The organism is Mangrovibacterium marinum, assembly GCF_003046625.1.
In the GTDB taxonomy this organism is placed as follows: domain Bacteria; phylum Bacteroidota; class Bacteroidia; order Bacteroidales; family Prolixibacteraceae; genus Mangrovibacterium; species Mangrovibacterium marinum.
This window is the reverse complement of record NZ_QAAD01000002.1, coordinates 259,262-274,429: the sequence shown is the minus strand read 5'-3', so window position 1 is coordinate 274,429 and position 15,168 is coordinate 259,262. Positions and strand designations below refer to the sequence as shown.

Below are 15,168 nucleotides of genomic sequence, written 5' to 3'. Positions count from 1 at the left end.
CTCCGGGGGTTAGGGGGCTGTCTACAAAAACTCTCTTGGGTCTGTGATCACACCTGTTACAGCAGCAGCTGCAGCAGTAAGCGGGCTGGCCAGTAAGGTGCGGGCACCAGGACCTTGACGACCTTCGAAGTTACGGTTCGAAGTTGATACTGCGTATTTGCCTTCCGGAATTTTATCGTCGTTCATGGCCAAACAGGCCGAACATCCCGGTTGGCGAAGTGACATGCCGGCAGCTTCGAAGATTTTATCCAAACCTTCAGCAATAATTTGTTTTTCTACAGCTTTAGAGCCCGGCACCAACCAAACAATTACGTCGTCGGCTTTTTGTTTGCCTTTAACGAAATCGGCGAATGCACGGAAGTCTTCAATACGGCCGTTTGTACAGCTACCCAGGAATACATAGTCCACTTTCTTACCTTTCATGGCATCCCCTGGATTGAAATTCATATATTTCAGTGATTTCATGAAAGTTGCTTTGTCGGTACCCGTCAGTTCTTCACCAGTTGGGATTGTTTGGCTAACACCCAGTCCCATTCCCGGATTGGTTCCGTAGGTAATCATCGGCTCAATGTCGGCAGCATCAAAACTGTATTCTGTATCGAATTTTGCACCTTCATCCGACTTCAATGTTTCCCAGTAGGCTACTGTTTTATCCCAGGCTTCACCTTTAGGGGCGAATTGGCGACCTTTAACGTAGTTGATGGTGGTTTCGTCCGGAGCGATCATTCCGCCACGGGCACCACTTTCAATACTCAGGTTACACAAGGTCATCCGGCCTTCCATAGATAAGCCCGTGATGGCAGAACCGGCGTATTCGATGAAGTGGCCGGTACCACCTGAGGTTGAGATTTTTGAGATGATGTAAAGAGCGATATCTTTTGCGGTAACACCTTTACCCAATTCACCATTTACAGTAATGCGCATTTTCTTGGGTTTGGGCTGCATAATGCATTGGCTGGCCAATACCATTTCTACTTCGGAGGTACCAATACCGAACGCGATAGCACCGAATGCACCGTGCGTCGAGGTGTGGCTGTCGCCACAAACGATAGTCATACCCGGTTGAGTTAAACCCATTTCCGGCCCGATAATGTGAACCACGCCGTGACCATCAGTTCCCAAGCCATGGTGAACGATGCCGTTTTCTTCGCAGTTTTTTTTCAACATCTCAACCTGGTTGCGAGACAACTCATCTTTGATGCTCATGTTTTGGTTGATTGTTGGTACGTTGTGGTCCGGTGTGGCGGTTGTCTGATCCGGACGGAAAACCTTCAGACCGCGGCTTTTCAAGCCCAGGAAGGCAACCGGGCTGGTTACTTCGTGGATGAAGTGACGATCGATATACAATACATTGGGGCCGCCTTCAACTTGCTTTACCACGTGGGCGTCCCAAATCTTATCAAATAATGTTTTAGCTTCCATAAAAATTTTTTTTCATGCAGGCTACCTGTATAGCTACAGGCAGCATCTCGAATGTATTTATTTTTAGACGTTTCTCTTGTTGAAAACGGACTATCTGTTATGCTTTCATTTTGTTGATGGCATCCAGGAAAGCTTCGACCGAGGCCGTGATAATGTCGGTGTTCGCTCCGAAGCCAAAATATTTCACGCCTTCAAAATCCAGTTCCATGTGCACTTTGCCAATATCGTCGCTACCTCGGGTGATGGCCTGAATCAGGAATTCTTCGAGGATTACGTGACGTTTCACGATTTGTTTGACTGCATTGATGGCTGCATCAACAGGTCCGTTGCCCGATGCTGTAGCATCGAATTTCTCACCGGCGATATCCAATCGTACTGACGCCATTGGTTGCAGCGATTTTCCGGTAACCACTTGTAAGAAGTCCAATTTAATTTGACGTTCTTTTTTGCGGTGGTCGTCAACCAACATGGCAACATCGTCGTCGCGAATGTCTTTTTTCTTGTCGGCCAATTCCAGAAATTTTTGGTAAACATCGTCCAGCTTTTCTTTGGTCAGTTCGTAACCTAAAACTTCCAGTCGGTGTTTTAAGGCGGCACGTCCGCTGCGAGCAGTCAATACGATCGACGACTCGTTGATGCCAACTTCTACCGGATCGATAATTTCGTAATTCTCCCGATTTTTCAACACGCCGTCCTGGTGGATTCCCGACGAGTGTGCAAATGCGTTACGGCCAACAATTGCCTTATTGGGCTGAACCGGCATATTCATCAGGTTCGAAACCAAGCGGCTTGTTTTATAGATGTTTTTGGTGTTGATGTTGGTGTCAATTCCCAACACTTTGTAACGGCTTTTCAGTGTCATCACCACTTCTTCCAACGAGGTGTTTCCGGCACGCTCACCGATACCGTTGATGGTTACTTCGGCCTGACGAGCACCGTTGATGATTCCTGAAACCGTGTTGGCTGTTGCCATACCTAAGTCGTTGTGACAGTGCGTTGAAATAATCGCATTGTGTACCCCTTTTACATTGTCGATCAGGTATTTAATTTTTTCGCCAAACTCGTAAGGCATCGTGTAACCGGTTGTGTCCGGAATGTTTACCACGGTAGCACCTGCTTTAATAACCGCTTCAACAACACGGGCCAAATATTCGTTTTCCGTTCTTCCGGCATCTTCAGCATAGAACTCTACATCTTCGACATACTTTTTGGCGTACTTGACAGCGCGAACCGCACGTTCAATAATTTCATCAGGATTCGAGTTGAGTTTGTGGTGAATATGGTAGAATGATGTTCCGATACCGGTGTGAATACGTCCTTTTTTGGCGTATTTGAGCGCGTCGGCAGCAACATCAATATCTTTCTCAACGGCGCGGGTTAGGGCACAAATTGTTGGCCAGGTAACCGCTTTTGAAATTTCGACTACTGATTTAAAGTCTCCCGGGCTGGAAATGGGGAATCCGGCTTCAATCACATCGACGCCTAATTCTTCTAATGCTCTGGCCACTTCAATCTTTTCAACTGTGTTTAACTGACAGCCCGGCACTTGTTCGCCGTCACGCAATGTGGTGTCAAAAATGTACAATCTGTCGCTCATGATGAAATGAATTGTTTTATAATCTGTTACTAATTTTTACACATCAAAAAAGCCACTCTCTGCTGAGAATGGCTTTATGTCATTTAAAATATTATTAATACACCTATACCATTCTCAATCGCGCATCCAGAGTAGAATACCGAGTAGAATATTGAGAATAGAAATGGTGCTAATTCTTGTCATCTTCAAATGATTTCCTGCAAATATGACAATTAAATTTTAAACTGAAAATATTTGGCTTGTTAATTTTACGATTTTAAAGAAAAAGATTCACTTGACTTATTAAGCGATAAAACTGCTCGGTTTGAAAAATGTTATCTTTTAGTGTATAACACGGAAGATCTAAAAAACGTTTCGGAGTAAGTTCGCTTTTTTGTCGGAAAAAGGCTGAAGGATGATTTTTTGTGTAAGGGAAATGAGTGGTCTCGTTTTTTTTTTGAAAGTCTGCCACGCAAAGACGCTAAGGTGTAATGTCAATAAAGGTTTTGATTAGATGTGGGACGACAACCCAGACAACTTTTGAATACAAGGACAACAGCATCGTCGAAAAATAGTAAACTTTCATCCCAATTGGTGATTCCCCGGAATCAGGCAGGTTTTTTGCGCATTTCCCGGGCATCGTCGGTTTTTGTTTGTTGCGAAGTTGAGTTCCTCGGATCGCAATTGCGCAACAAAAAAGCCCGCCAAAAAAAAATGACGGGCTTTCTGATATTGTGACTCGTTTTGATTAAACGATTTTTTTCATCGCAGTCATTGATTCGCGCAATTCGTAACCAATCAGTTCAACCGGGTGGAAACGGATGATTTCGTTTACAGCAATCAATTGTTTGTTGTCAACGCCGTTGTCGTAACCTTCGCCGTAAGTTTCACCAATCACATCAGTATCGATGGTTTTCATGAAGTCGGCCAACAATGGTTTACAAGCGTGGTCGAACAGGTAGCAACCGTACTCTGCCGTGTCAGAAATTACACGGTTCATTTCGTACAATTTCTTACGGGCAATTGTGTTCGCGATCAGCGGAGTTTCGTGCAGTGACTCGTAGTAAGCCGACTCGTCTTTGATCCCAGCTTCAGTCATGGTTTCGAAAGCCAATTCAACACCGGCTTTCACGAAAGCAACCATCAAAACACCGTTGTCGAAGTATTCTTGTTCGCTGATTTCAACATCACCTGCCGGCGTTTTTTCGAAAGCTGTTTCTGCAGTTGCTGCACGCCAGGTCAACAGGTTTTTGTCGTCGTTGGCCCAGTCTTCCATCATTGTTTTCGAGAAGTGGCCGCTCATGATGTCATCCATGTGTTTTTGGAACAACGGACGCATGATGCGTTTCATATCTTCTGACAATTCGAAGGCTTTAATTTTTGCGGGGTTCGACAAGCGATCCATCATGTTGGTGATACCGCCGTGTTTCAAAGCTTCTGTAATTACTTCCCATCCGTATTGGATCAGCTTTGAAGCGTATCCCGGTTCGATGCCTTTTTCAATCATTTTGTCGAACGACAGGATAGAACCTGTTTGCAACAAACCACAAAGGATGGTTTGCTCGCCCATCAAGTCTGATTTTACTTCAGCAACGAAAGATGAACGCAATACGCCGGCGCGGTCGCCACCCGTACCAACACAGTAAGCTTTGGCAATTTCCAACCCGTCGCCATTCGGGTCGTTTTCAGGGTGAACAGCGATCAACGTCGGAACACCGAAGCCACGTTTGTATTCTTCGCGAACTTCAGAACCCGGAGATTTAGGAGCAACCATCACAACTGTGATGTCTTTGCGGATTTGCATTCCTTCTTCAACGATGTTGAAACCGTGAGAATAGGAGAGAGCAGCACCTTGTTTCATTAATGGCATAACAGCGCTGATTACGCTGGTGTGTTGTTTGTCGGGAGTCAGGTTGATGACCAAGTCAGCAGTTGGGATCATTTCCTGGTAAGTACCCACTTTGAACCCGTTTTCAGCAGCGTTTTTGTAGGACTGGCGTTGCTCTTTGATGGCTCCTTCGCGCAATGCGTAAGAGATATCCAGACCCGAGTCCCGCATGTTTAACCCTTGGTTTAAACCTTGAGCACCGCAACCAACGATAACGATTTTTTTACCTTCCAGTTTTTTAACACCATCAGCAAATTCAGCTTTGTCCATGAATTCGCAAGTTCCCAATTGTTCCAATTGTAAGCGCAATGGGAGCGTGTTGAAATAGTTTGCCATTTTTTGTGTATTTAATTTGTATGATTTAAGTCTGTAAATTCAACTTACGTTGTCACCGGTTTCGGGTTAGGAAATCGGGCTTATTAATTCTCGAATACAAAGCAACAGAATATTCAGAAGAAAGGCGAGTAAAAAAGCTTGATTTTTTGGTACTTTTCATGGATTATTAGGCGTGGGTCGAAGTTGTTTGTTTTGTCTTTCTTAAAATTCAGATGTTTAAGCTTTGTGTTGGAAGTCGACCGATTGGTAATTTTTATTTTAAAAGTCCGTTCGCGCAAAGACGCCGAGTCGCAAATGTATTCGTTAGTCTTGAATAGAAATTAATTGACAACCCGACAACTGATGACAACTACGACAACTTGATAGGTGAACAAGATCCAGCTTTCATCCTTGTTGGAGATTCATTCGAAATCATGAATGTTTTATTTTGAAACAGCTTGGGACCGGTATTGTAGCGGTGAGCAGCCGCTTTCTCGTTTGAAAAACTTGGTGAAATACGACTGGTCTTCAAAGTTGAGCTGGTGTGCAATTTCAGCGACACTCAGGTTGGTGTGAACCAACAGCCGCTTAATTTCCAGTATTTGTTTTGCTTTAATAATTTGGCTCGAAGTTTTTCCGGTCAGGCTCTTCACGGTTTGCGTGAGGTGGTTGGGGGTAACGGCAAGCATTTCGGCGTAGGCTTTTAACGAGAGGTTTTCATGGTTATATTCCTCAATGAGGTGGTAGAAGCGTTTTACCAGGATGTGTCCTTTGCCTTTTACGGCGATATTTTCGGTTGTTTTGTAGCGGCTGCTGCAGGTTGTCAGAATGAGGTCCAGTAACGAACGAAGCAGATCGAATTTGTTGTTGTCGTTATTGTCGAGCTCGCTGATGCTGCGTTGAAACAGGCTTTCCAGAAATGAAATGTCGTTGGCATTCGTCAAAAGCAGTGGCGGGTTGTTCTGTTGCAGGTTGTAAAAAAACGGGAACTCAATCAGGCTGTTTTGGTTGCTGCGGTTGGCCAGGTAGAAGTCGGCGGTAAAAATGAAAATGTAGCCCTCAATATCGTGCGAGAACTCAATTTTGTGTGCCTGCCCCGGCGACATAAAAAATATGCAGGGCGGTTTTATCTCGTATCGGTTTCCATCAATCACATGAAAGCCGGAGCCGCGCATCAGGTAAAGCACTTCGAAGAAGTCGTGCCGGTGCGGATATTTTACGCTGAAGTGGCGCTTGGCATCAAACACTTCAACCTGAAACTGCTGACTTTTCCGCTCGCCTGAGCTGAAGTTGTCGAGGCTGTAAACCGGTAAATGTTCGTTGATGGGTTTCATACAGGCTGCTGTTGTAAAAAAGAAAGTGAGGGTTTGACTTGGAGTCAAGCCCTCACTCTCTCAAGTCGCGGCTTAGTCCATTGCTTGCAATAACGCGTCGCGTTCCTTCAGGAACTCCGACAAACGCTCAATCGGGTCGCGTGTAATCGCGATTCGGCCAGAGCGGATAAACTGAAGAACGCCGAACTGGGAAAGATCATCGAACATTTTTTGAGTTTCCTCTTTGTGTCCGGTTTTTTCAATCACGGTGAACTCTTTGGTGATTTCCAAAATGCGGGCTCCCGATTTGCGGACCAGCTGCTCAATTTGGTCGCTGTCGTAAAGCGCATCGGTGGGGACTTTGTACAAGGCCAGCTCCTGGAACACCATTTCGTCGTTGGTGTGGTAGAAGGCTTTCAATACATCGACTACTTTTTCAAGTTGGCCAACTACTTTTTTGATGCGTTCCGGGGTTTCGTTTACAACGATTGTAAACTTCGAGATTCCCTGAATGGCTGATGCCGATACCGTCAGGCTTTCAATATTAATTTTCCGGCGTGTGAAAATGATGGTTATTCGATTCAGTAAACCGATATTGTTTTCCGAATAAACGGTGATGATAAATTCTTGTTTCATAATGGATTTGTTTAATAATTAAGCTTCAAGAATGATATCGGATACCGAAGCTCCTGACGGTACCATGGGGAATACATTATCTTCTTTTTCAACAATTACCTCCAGGATGTAAGGTCCATCGTGAGCAATCATTTTTTCAATGCCGGCTTCCAGCTCTTCGCGTTTGGTTACTTTGTGGCCAGGCATGCCAAAACCATTGGCAATCATGATGAAATTGGGATTGTGCAACTCGGTGAACGAGTAGCGACGGTCGAAAAACAGTTGCTGCCATTGGCGAACCATTCCCAGGAAGTTGTTATTCAGTAAGATGATTTTTACCGGAAGCTTGTTTTGCACAATGGTACCTAATTCCTGAAGGGTCATCTGGAAACCGCCATCACCCACAAAGCAGCAAACGGTGCGGTGTTTTGCTCCCAGTTGAGCTCCCAGAGCTGCGGGGACGCCGTAGCCCATGGTGCCGAGTCCTCCGGAAGTGACGATGCTTTTGGATTGGGTGAATTTGAAGTAGCGCGCAGCAATCATTTGCTGTTGGCCCACATCGGTTACCAAAACGGCGTCGTTGTTGGCTTTTTCAGATGTAAGACGGACAACTTCGCCCATTGTTAAGCCTTCTTTCGAGGGGAAGGTATCTTTTCGGATTACTTTCTCCATCTCAATTTTGTCGCAATCGCGGAACTCTCTCAGCCAGGCCTCGTGTTTGTTGGCCTTTACATTCATGGTCAACATCGGTAGCGATTTTTTGGCACTTCCCAATACGCCAACATCAGCTTTCACGATCTTGCCGATTTCAGCCGGATCAACTTCCAGGTGGATGATCTTGGCATTGGTCGCATAGGAGCTTACCTTGCCGGTTACGCGGTCGTCGAAACGCATACCCACAGCAATGATCAAGTCGGCCTCGTTGGTTTTTATGTTGGGGCCGTAATTGCCGTGCATGCCGAGCATACCTACATTCAGCGGATGGTTGCTGGGCAGGGCCGAGAGGCCCAGCAGTGTCCAGGCTGCCGGAATGCCGGTTTTTTCAACGAAGTCCTTCAGTTCTTGTTCGGCATTGGCAATAATGACACCCTGCCCAAACAATAAAAGGGGTTTTTTCGCGGCGTCGATCAATTCCGCGGCTTCCTTCACTTTGAACGGGTCAACCGGATGTTCGGGAATGTACGACCGTATTTTTGTGCACTTCTTGTATTCGAAGTCCAGCTCCTGTACTTGCGCATCTTTGGCAATGTCGAGCAATACCGGGCCGGGACGACCTGATTGGGCAATGTAAAAAGCTTTGGCAATAGCTTCCGGGATTTCAGAGGCTTCAGTAACCTGGTAATTCCATTTGGTAATCGGCATCGACAAGCCGATTACGTCTGACTCCTGGAAAGCATCGGTTCCCAGAAGCGGAGATGCAACCTGTCCGGTGATGCACACCAACGGAATCGAGTCAATCTGAGCATCGGCAATTCCCGTAATCAGGTTCGTCGCTCCAGGACCAGAGGTTGCAAAGCAGACACCTGCTTTCCCACTAACTTTTGCGTAGCCCTCAGCGGCATGGACAGCTCCTTGTTCGTGACGAGTCAGAATGTGTGTGACTTGTTTGTCGAAATCGTAAAGGGCGTCGTATACCGGCATGATCGCTCCACCCGGATAGCCGAAAATGGTGTCAACTCCTTCTTCCAATAAAGAAAGAATGATCGCTTGTGATCCTGTGATTCGTTTTGTTGCCATATTTAATTCAAGTTTTGTTGATTTACTAATCGATTAAGCGAACAGCACCTTGGTCGGCCGACGATACCAGGCTGGCATAGGCCTTCAGTGCTTTGCTTACATTTCTTTGGCGGCCTGCGGGTTTGAATGCATCTTTACCCTTTGCCTCCTCTTGTTTTCTTCTTTTATCCAGTTCTTCGGAACTGATCATGACGTTGATTTTGCGCGCCGGAATATCAATCTCAATCGGGTCGCCGTCCTGAATTAGGGCGATGGCTCCACCGGCAGCTGCTTCGGGTGATGCGTGACCAATTGACAGGCCCGATGTACCGCCCGAGAAACGACCGTCGGTCAGCAGGGCACATTGTTTATCCAGTTTCATCGACTTCAGATACGAGGTGGGGTATAGCATTTCCTGCATGCCCGGTCCTCCTTTGGGACCCTCGTAGCGGATGATGACAACATCACCGGCTTGCACGGCGTCGCCCAGGATTCCGTTGACGGCAGCTTCCTGCGACTCAAACACACGGGCGGTTCCTTTAAATTGATAGACCGAAGGATCAACACCCGCCGTTTTTACAATACAGCCATCTTCGGCAATGTTGCCGTACAGAACAGCTAAACCACCATCTTTGTTGTAGGCGTGTTCCAAATCGCGAATACAGCCATTGGCACGGTCTTTATCAAAATCGGTGTAATAGTTTTCCTGCGATCCCATCACCAGGTTGCGGTAACCTCCCGGAGCCGATTTGTAACGTTGAATGTCTTCCTCGTTGGCTGCCGGAGCCATAATATCGTAGCGGGCGATAGCTTCACCCAATGTCAGGCCATCGGCACGGGTAACCGAGGTGTCCAGGTGTCCGCCGCGGTTCATCTCGGCCAGAATGCCGAGGATGCCCCCGGCACGGTTCACATCTTCGATGTGGTAATGGCCGTTTGGTGCAACTTTGCACAAATTGGGAGTTGTCCTCGATAAGTCGTTGATATTCTTCATGGTGAAATCTACGCCGGCTTCGTGGGCTACTGCCAAAATGTGCAGCACGGTATTGGTCGATCCGCCCATCGCAATATCTAACTTCATGGCGTTTTCGAATGCAGCTTTTGTTGCAATATTGCGGGGGAGTACGCTGTCGTTGCCCTTCTCGTAATAATCATAGGTGATTTCCACAATTTTTTGAGCTGCTGTTTCGAACAGGCGCTTGCGGTTGGCGTGGGTCGCAACAATGGTGCCGTTGCCGGGCAGCGATAAGCCTAAGGCTTCCGTTAAACAGTTCATGGAGTTGGCCGTGAACATCCCCGAGCAGCTACCGCAGGTTGGGCAGGCATCGCGTTCAACTTTGGCCAGGTAGCTTTCGTCAACATTGGGATCGGCACCTAATACCATGGCATCAACCAGGTCGAATTTTTTCCCTTCAACATCGCCGGCTTCCATGGGACCGCCCGAAACGAAAATTGCCGGGATATTCAGGCGCATGGCTGCCATTAACATGCCCGGGGTAATTTTGTCGCAGTTTGAAATGCAAACCATGGCGTCAACTTTATGGGCATTGCACATATACTCCACACTGTCGGCAATAACATCGCGTGAAGGAAGCGAATAAAGCATTCCATCGTGGCCCATGGCGATTCCATCGTCAATGGCAATGGTGTTAAATTCGGCTGCAAAGCATCCTTGTTTCTCAATTTCACCTTTAATATACTGACCAATGTCGTGCAGATGGACGTGACCCGGAACAAACTGGGTAAATGAGTTGACGATCGCAATCATCGGTTTTCCGAATTGCTCTTCCTTCACACCGTTAGCACGCCAAAGGCTGCGTGCACCGGCCATTCTTCTTCCTTCAGTCGTGGTGGCTGATCTTAATTTGTTTTGCATCTCTTTCGTGCTTTTTTAATATCCTAAAAAAAAGCCCTTCTCTTGTTGAGAAAGGCTTGTTTATATTTTCATTCAACAACAGGCGGCCTCTCTCAGAATGAACTAAGAATGACGAGGAGAAGGACCACCAAGTGATATGTCGAATAATGCTTCATAGATCTTTTTAAAAATGAAAAAAGCCATTCCCTTTTGAGTGAGAATGGCTACCTGATATACCAACGTGCAACACCCTCACTTCGCTTGCGAAATGACAACGACCAGAAGGACAACAACGTTAGATATGATAGCCGAGATTTTCATCTTTTATTTTTTATTTGAAACAAAAGTATGAATTAATTTCAAAACGCAAAACTAATTTGTAAGCAAAAGTTGCTGTTTGCTGAAAATCCCTTACTTAAACCAATTGCAAAACATGAAACCGGAAATGTGCCGGCATTTTTGGAGCGTGTTGGCTAGTGGTGCTATCTTTTGATTGATAAACAGATAATATTTGAGGGTGTTTTTAAGTTGATAGAATATGTTGAAGCCAAAAACGATGACGGGAACCAACGAACAGGATTTGAAATTTATGCGACGGGCAATTGCTTTGGCCGAAGAGGGAATGAGCAGGAAAGCCGGCGGGCCGTTTGGTGCGGTGGTGGTCAGGGATGGCGTGGTAATTGCCGGCTGCTACAATTGCGTGACCTCGCAGAACGACCCGACAGCCCACGCCGAAGTGTTGGCTATCCGCGAAGCTTGCCGCAAATTAGGACGCTTTCAGTTGTCGGGATGTGTGATTTACACCTCTTGTGAGCCCTGTCCGATGTGTTTGGGGGCGATCTACTGGGCCCGTCCCGACCGGGTGGTGTATGCCTGCACTAAGGAGGATGCCGCAGCAGTCGATTTTGACGATCACTTTGTTTACCGCGAGATTGAGCTGCCCGTTGAAAAACGAAGTATCTTATTTAACCAGCTTGGCCGGAACGAAGCACTGCTTGTGTTTGAGAAATGGAAAAACAATGGTGAGTTTACCCGTTATTGAATTTGTCGTGAGAAATAATCGATCGGCGTGAAAATTATGTTGGTTTATTGTATTTTCGCACGACAGAGAAAAATACGTTAAAACGCGAAAAAAAAAAATTAGACCATGGGAAAGAGAATGCTTGGTTCGAAGTCGAATGACTTTGTTGAAAATCTGTGGCTGTTACTGTTACGAATTGGAGCCGGCGGGGGAATGTTAACCCACGGGATTCCGAAATTTCTGAAGTTGCTACATGGCGACACTGCTTTTGCCGATCCTTTTGGTATCGGAGCTTTGCCGTCGTTTATTCTGGTGGTGTTTGCTGAATTTTTGTGTTCTGTTTTGGTGATTGTCGGGATCACAACACGTTTGGCGACGATTCCGGTCATTATCACCATGCTTGTCGCAATCTTTATTATTCACGGGCACGATGCTTTTGCGGCTAAAGAAATGGCTGTGCTTTACCTACTGCTCTTTACCAGTATTTTGGTGTTTGGTAGCGGTCGGTTTGCGCTGGGGAACCTTATACGGGGAAATTAGCCTGTTCGAACAGGGGAGAACGAAAACCAAAGCTGGTTGATTCCGATTTTCACTCAGGGATCTGATCAGGCACAATCGGTTTTCGTTTTCTTTTTGTTTCGGGCTTTCAGCGGGAGAAACTTTCGTCCCAGAAGCTGACCTCCGAAGAAGGCCGCAATGAGTACCGGATAGGTGTAAAGTGCAAAACCAATATCACAGAATATTCTTAAGAAGACCACCAGCGGAATAGGCAGATGGATGTATAAAAACCATTTGAAAGAATATTTGCGCTCACTCCCTCGCAGCGCTCCAAAAGGGAGGTTAATCAGAAAAACCAACAATGCGACCAGTAGTATTTTCATGTTTCATTGTTTCGTGCAAGCAATGCTTGTGATTATTTTGTGTTGCCCGGATTGACAAACTTCGGGATGATTGATGATCCGCGTAGATTGCCTTTCGGTCTGTTAGCTGGGGGGCGTTTGTTGCCGGTGTTTAGCCAATCACCCGTTGCCAGGGAATTCCTGCTAAAATGATAATGTAGGCAATTCCGAAAAACAGAAGGCCAACACTGTATTTGGTCTTACTGTGCTGTGCTCGCTTGCTTTTGATGCGCCCGATATGGACCAACACAATGGCAACAAGCATCATAACCAGATGCTCAACGGCATAGAACCGTAAGTCAGCATTTTTCATCGCCACGCCAAAGTCCTGGAAGGCCGCTTTGGTAATGGGACTTAGGAAGGCATAAAGTGCAATTCCGGTCAGCAACTGCAAATCCATTAAGCCGGTGAATACGGCACCAAGGATGTTTGCTGATTTATCCCATTTCTGTTGACCAAACCAGCCGATAAAATATTTAAGCAAGGTAACCAACGCTGCCAGCAGGATGATCCAGCGCAGTGTGTTGTGAAGATGTAAGAACCCGGTGTAGAGATGATCCATTTCAATCTTTTTTTTGATTCTAAAACGTTGTAACAAGCATTTGGTTGAAAGAAGAGGCTAAGATAGCGGTTTCTTTTGTTAATAATTGTCAATAGTTGGCTGAGCTGATCGCTGCTGTCTGTAATTTCTACGTGTTCAGCTGTTTAGTTTTTCGGCTGCAACAGTTCAAAAATTTCGGCTCCTTGGTAGATCTTGCGTCCGGCCGGGCGGACCGATTCCAGCAGCATGGCGCGAGCCACCGTTGTTGCCGGAATTGGACGGTATTTGCGGAAGATAAAACGAGTTAAGCATGGCATAATTCGTTGTGCAATCGACTCAGCAAGGCGTTTTTCGGCTCGTTTGCCCAGCAATAGCGAAGGTCTGAATATGGTGATATTGGGCAGGTCGAGTTGAAGGACCGCTTCCTCCAGTTGGCCTTTTATTTTTGGGTAGAAGAAGCGGGAGTTGGCATTTGCACCACTCGACGAAACCAAGACGTAATGCCTTACATTGTGCTGTGCCGCAATCGCTGCAAATTCATATTGATATTGGTAGTCAATCCGATATTGGTTTGCTTTACTTCCTGCTTGCTTCAGCGTGGTGCCCAGCGCCGAAAAAAGAACAAAGCCCCGGACATGTTCCCGCCATTGTTCGGGCTCATCGAAATTGATGAGGTATTCTTTCAATTTCGGATGGTTTATTCCGCAACTTCGGCGGCCAAAAACGATGACTTCCGAGAAAAAGTTGTCGGCTAACAGCAGGCGGGTGAGCTCCGAGCCTACCAGGCCGGTGGCTCCAATAATTAGTGCTTTCATCGTTTATCGGCAATTAGTTGGTCATTGGCCAGTTGATCAACCTGATCCAGAACGGTCTTTTCGAATGGGGTGAAGCGGATGTTTAAATCGCTGACCGCATAAGTGTTGTTGAACTTGAAATCGTAGCCAATATTGCGTTCAACGAACTGCCGGCTGTAACCCAGCAGCGGAGCAATGAGCTTGAAGAGCCATTTGGGAACATGCTTTTGGGGCAACGGGTAGTTTGGATAGTTCTTCCGGATGATTCGGGCGATGTCGAGGAAATCGGCCAGATCGGCAGCCACAAGATGCCGGCCACTGGCCTGCGGCGTGAAGCCCGCACGAATATGGGCTTTGGCTACATCTCGTACGTCAACCACGGCTTGTGCTCCCTTGGGAACACCGGTTCTGAATTTTCCGGACAGAATTTGGATCATCAGGCTGATGCTGGTCGAGTCAATCCGTTTGCTAAGCGAAGGACCAAAAATTAATCCGGGGTTAATCACCACCAAGTCAAAATGGTCCATCTGCTTGCTCAGAGTCCAGGCCTCCCGTTCGGCAATGGTTTTCGAAAACGGGTAAGGCTGATGGCTGATTGTGCTGGTGGTGTTCCAGCAGTTTTCGTCCACTTTTTTGTTGGGTAGATCTGCAATTTCAATGGTGTCGCCAATCAGCGCTACGATGCTCGACGTGAGTACGATGCGCTTAACGGTTGTACTCCCGTAAGCAGATGAAAATACATTTTGAACACCTTGCAAGGCCGGCCGAATGAGCTCTTCATCGGCATCTTTCACGCCGGTCAGCCGAAAAGGTGAAGCTGTGTGGATGACTAATTCGCATCCTCGCATGGCTTTGTCGAAAGCGTTTTCTCTTAATAAATCAGCTTCAAACAACTTGAGCGTTCCGGCACTTCTGTGCTCCATATCGAGCAAATGCTGAATCTTTGCCCGATTGTGAATACTACGTACGGTTGCATGCACTGTGAAGCCTTGGTCGAGAAGGTATTTTATAATCCAGGAAGCCATATAGCCACTACCACCGGTCACTAATACAGGTTTTTGGGGATCGATCGTTTTCATATTGTTTTCAAACGTTGTCAATTGCTCTTGCTCGCGGGAATGGAGAATTTCCACGAAGTTGAATTATTTTTCGATCAAAATCAAGTCAAATTTTCTTGCGGATCTCGTAATGCATACGGCAGCATATCTGGTGT

The 15,168-nt window shown here is 46.5% G+C and carries 13 protein-coding genes; 2 read left to right on the top strand and 11 right to left on the bottom strand.

Translation table 11 applies throughout. The annotated features are described in order from the left end of the window. Positions 1–21: 21 nt before the first annotated feature. The 7 genes from leuC to ilvD form a co-directional block, all read right to left on the bottom strand. A complete protein-coding gene (leuC, locus tag C8N47_RS02990; RefSeq protein ID WP_107821027.1) occupies positions 22–1,422 on the bottom strand; it encodes a 3-isopropylmalate dehydratase large subunit in 1,401 nt (466 codons plus the stop codon). A 97-nt stretch (positions 1,423–1,519) separates the two neighbouring features. Beyond that, positions 1,520–3,019, bottom strand: a complete 1,500-nt coding sequence (locus C8N47_RS02985; RefSeq protein ID WP_107821026.1) for a 2-isopropylmalate synthase — start codon at positions 3,017–3,019, stop codon at positions 1,520–1,522. Positions 3,020–3,746: 727 nt separating this feature from the next. Beyond that, complete coding sequence (gene ilvC, locus C8N47_RS02980) at positions 3,747–5,222, bottom strand: ketol-acid reductoisomerase (RefSeq protein WP_107821025.1); 1,476 nt, start codon at positions 5,220–5,222, stop codon at positions 3,747–3,749. Between the two features lie 422 nt (positions 5,223–5,644). Then, positions 5,645–6,535 carry an AraC family transcriptional regulator gene (locus C8N47_RS02975; RefSeq protein WP_107821024.1) on the bottom strand — a complete coding sequence of 297 codons (891 nt, stop codon included), beginning with the start codon at positions 6,533–6,535 and terminating at the stop codon, positions 5,645–5,647. 72 nt (positions 6,536–6,607) lie between these two features. Beyond that, on the bottom strand, positions 6,608–7,150 hold the full coding sequence (gene ilvN / locus C8N47_RS02970; protein WP_107821023.1) for an acetolactate synthase small subunit: 543 nt from the start codon (positions 7,148–7,150) through the stop codon (positions 6,608–6,610). An 18-nt stretch (positions 7,151–7,168) separates the two neighbouring features. Next, positions 7,169–8,866 (bottom strand): biosynthetic-type acetolactate synthase large subunit, encoded by a 1,698-nt coding sequence (ilvB, locus tag C8N47_RS02965; protein ID WP_107821022.1) that lies wholly within the window; start codon positions 8,864–8,866, stop codon positions 7,169–7,171. A 25-nt stretch (positions 8,867–8,891) separates the two neighbouring features. Then, positions 8,892–10,721, bottom strand: coding sequence for a dihydroxy-acid dehydratase (gene ilvD / locus C8N47_RS02960; protein WP_107821021.1), 1,830 nt, complete (start codon positions 10,719–10,721; stop codon positions 8,892–8,894). A gap of 517 nt (positions 10,722–11,238) precedes the next feature. Between ilvD and C8N47_RS02955 the strand changes: the two genes are divergently transcribed. Beyond that, positions 11,239–11,742 (top strand): nucleoside deaminase, encoded by a 504-nt coding sequence (locus C8N47_RS02955; RefSeq protein ID WP_245915660.1) that lies wholly within the window; start codon positions 11,239–11,241, stop codon positions 11,740–11,742. Positions 11,743–11,847: 105 nt separating this feature from the next. Beyond that, the gene (locus tag C8N47_RS02950) at positions 11,848–12,261 is read left to right on the top strand and encodes a DoxX family protein (RefSeq protein ID WP_107821020.1); all 414 of its coding nucleotides are present in this window, start codon (positions 11,848–11,850) and stop codon (positions 12,259–12,261) included. 65 nt (positions 12,262–12,326) lie between these two features. On the opposite strand, the gene C8N47_RS02945 is transcribed toward C8N47_RS02950, so the two are convergent. From C8N47_RS02945 to C8N47_RS02930, 4 genes are all read right to left on the bottom strand, one after another. Beyond that, positions 12,327–12,602 (bottom strand): hypothetical protein, encoded by a 276-nt coding sequence (locus C8N47_RS02945; protein WP_107821019.1) that lies wholly within the window; start codon positions 12,600–12,602, stop codon positions 12,327–12,329. Between the two features lie 130 nt (positions 12,603–12,732). Then, complete coding sequence (locus tag C8N47_RS02940; RefSeq protein WP_107821018.1) at positions 12,733–13,182, bottom strand: hypothetical protein; 450 nt, start codon at positions 13,180–13,182, stop codon at positions 12,733–12,735. Between the two features lie 143 nt (positions 13,183–13,325). Next, positions 13,326–13,976: an NAD(P)H-binding protein gene (locus C8N47_RS02935; protein ID WP_107821017.1), complete on the bottom strand. Its 651-nt coding sequence runs from the start codon at positions 13,974–13,976 to the stop codon at positions 13,326–13,328. After that, on the bottom strand, positions 13,973–15,034 hold the full coding sequence (locus C8N47_RS02930) for an SDR family oxidoreductase (RefSeq protein WP_107821107.1): 1,062 nt from the start codon (positions 15,032–15,034) through the stop codon (positions 13,973–13,975). Before C8N47_RS02930 ends, C8N47_RS02935 begins: the two co-directional genes overlap by 4 nt. Between the last annotated feature and the right edge of the window lie 134 nt (positions 15,035–15,168).

Bases quoted from the DNA above. Each gene is read 5' to 3' on its own strand.
- C8N47_RS02935 (WP_107821017.1), bottom strand. From the start codon at position 13,976: ATGAAAGCACTAATTATTGGAGCCACCGGCCTGGTAGGCTCGGAGCTC.
- leuC (WP_107821027.1), bottom strand. From the start codon at position 1,422: ATGGAAGCTAAAACATTATTTGATAAGATTTGGGACGCCCACGTGGTA.
- ilvB (WP_107821022.1), bottom strand. From the start codon at position 8,866: ATGGCAACAAAACGAATCACAGGATCACAAGCGATCATTCTTTCTTTA.
- ilvN (WP_107821023.1), bottom strand. From the start codon at position 7,150: ATGAAACAAGAATTTATCATCACCGTTTATTCGGAAAACAATATCGGT.
- C8N47_RS02985 (WP_107821026.1), bottom strand. From the start codon at position 3,019: ATGAGCGACAGATTGTACATTTTTGACACCACATTGCGTGACGGCGAA.
- C8N47_RS02950 (WP_107821020.1), top strand. From the start codon at position 11,848: ATGGGAAAGAGAATGCTTGGTTCGAAGTCGAATGACTTTGTTGAAAAT.
- C8N47_RS02955 (WP_245915660.1), top strand. From the start codon at position 11,239: ATGTTGAAGCCAAAAACGATGACGGGAACCAACGAACAGGATTTGAAA.
- ilvC (WP_107821025.1), bottom strand. From the start codon at position 5,222: ATGGCAAACTATTTCAACACGCTCCCATTGCGCTTACAATTGGAACAA.
- C8N47_RS02945 (WP_107821019.1), bottom strand. From the start codon at position 12,602: ATGAAAATACTACTGGTCGCATTGTTGGTTTTTCTGATTAACCTCCCT.
- C8N47_RS02940 (WP_107821018.1), bottom strand. From the start codon at position 13,182: ATGGATCATCTCTACACCGGGTTCTTACATCTTCACAACACACTGCGC.
- ilvD (WP_107821021.1), bottom strand. From the start codon at position 10,721: ATGCAAAACAAATTAAGATCAGCCACCACGACTGAAGGAAGAAGAATG.
- C8N47_RS02975 (WP_107821024.1), bottom strand. From the start codon at position 6,535: ATGAAACCCATCAACGAACATTTACCGGTTTACAGCCTCGACAACTTC.
- C8N47_RS02930 (WP_107821107.1), bottom strand. From the start codon at position 15,034: ATGAAAACGATCGATCCCCAAAAACCTGTATTAGTGACCGGTGGTAGT.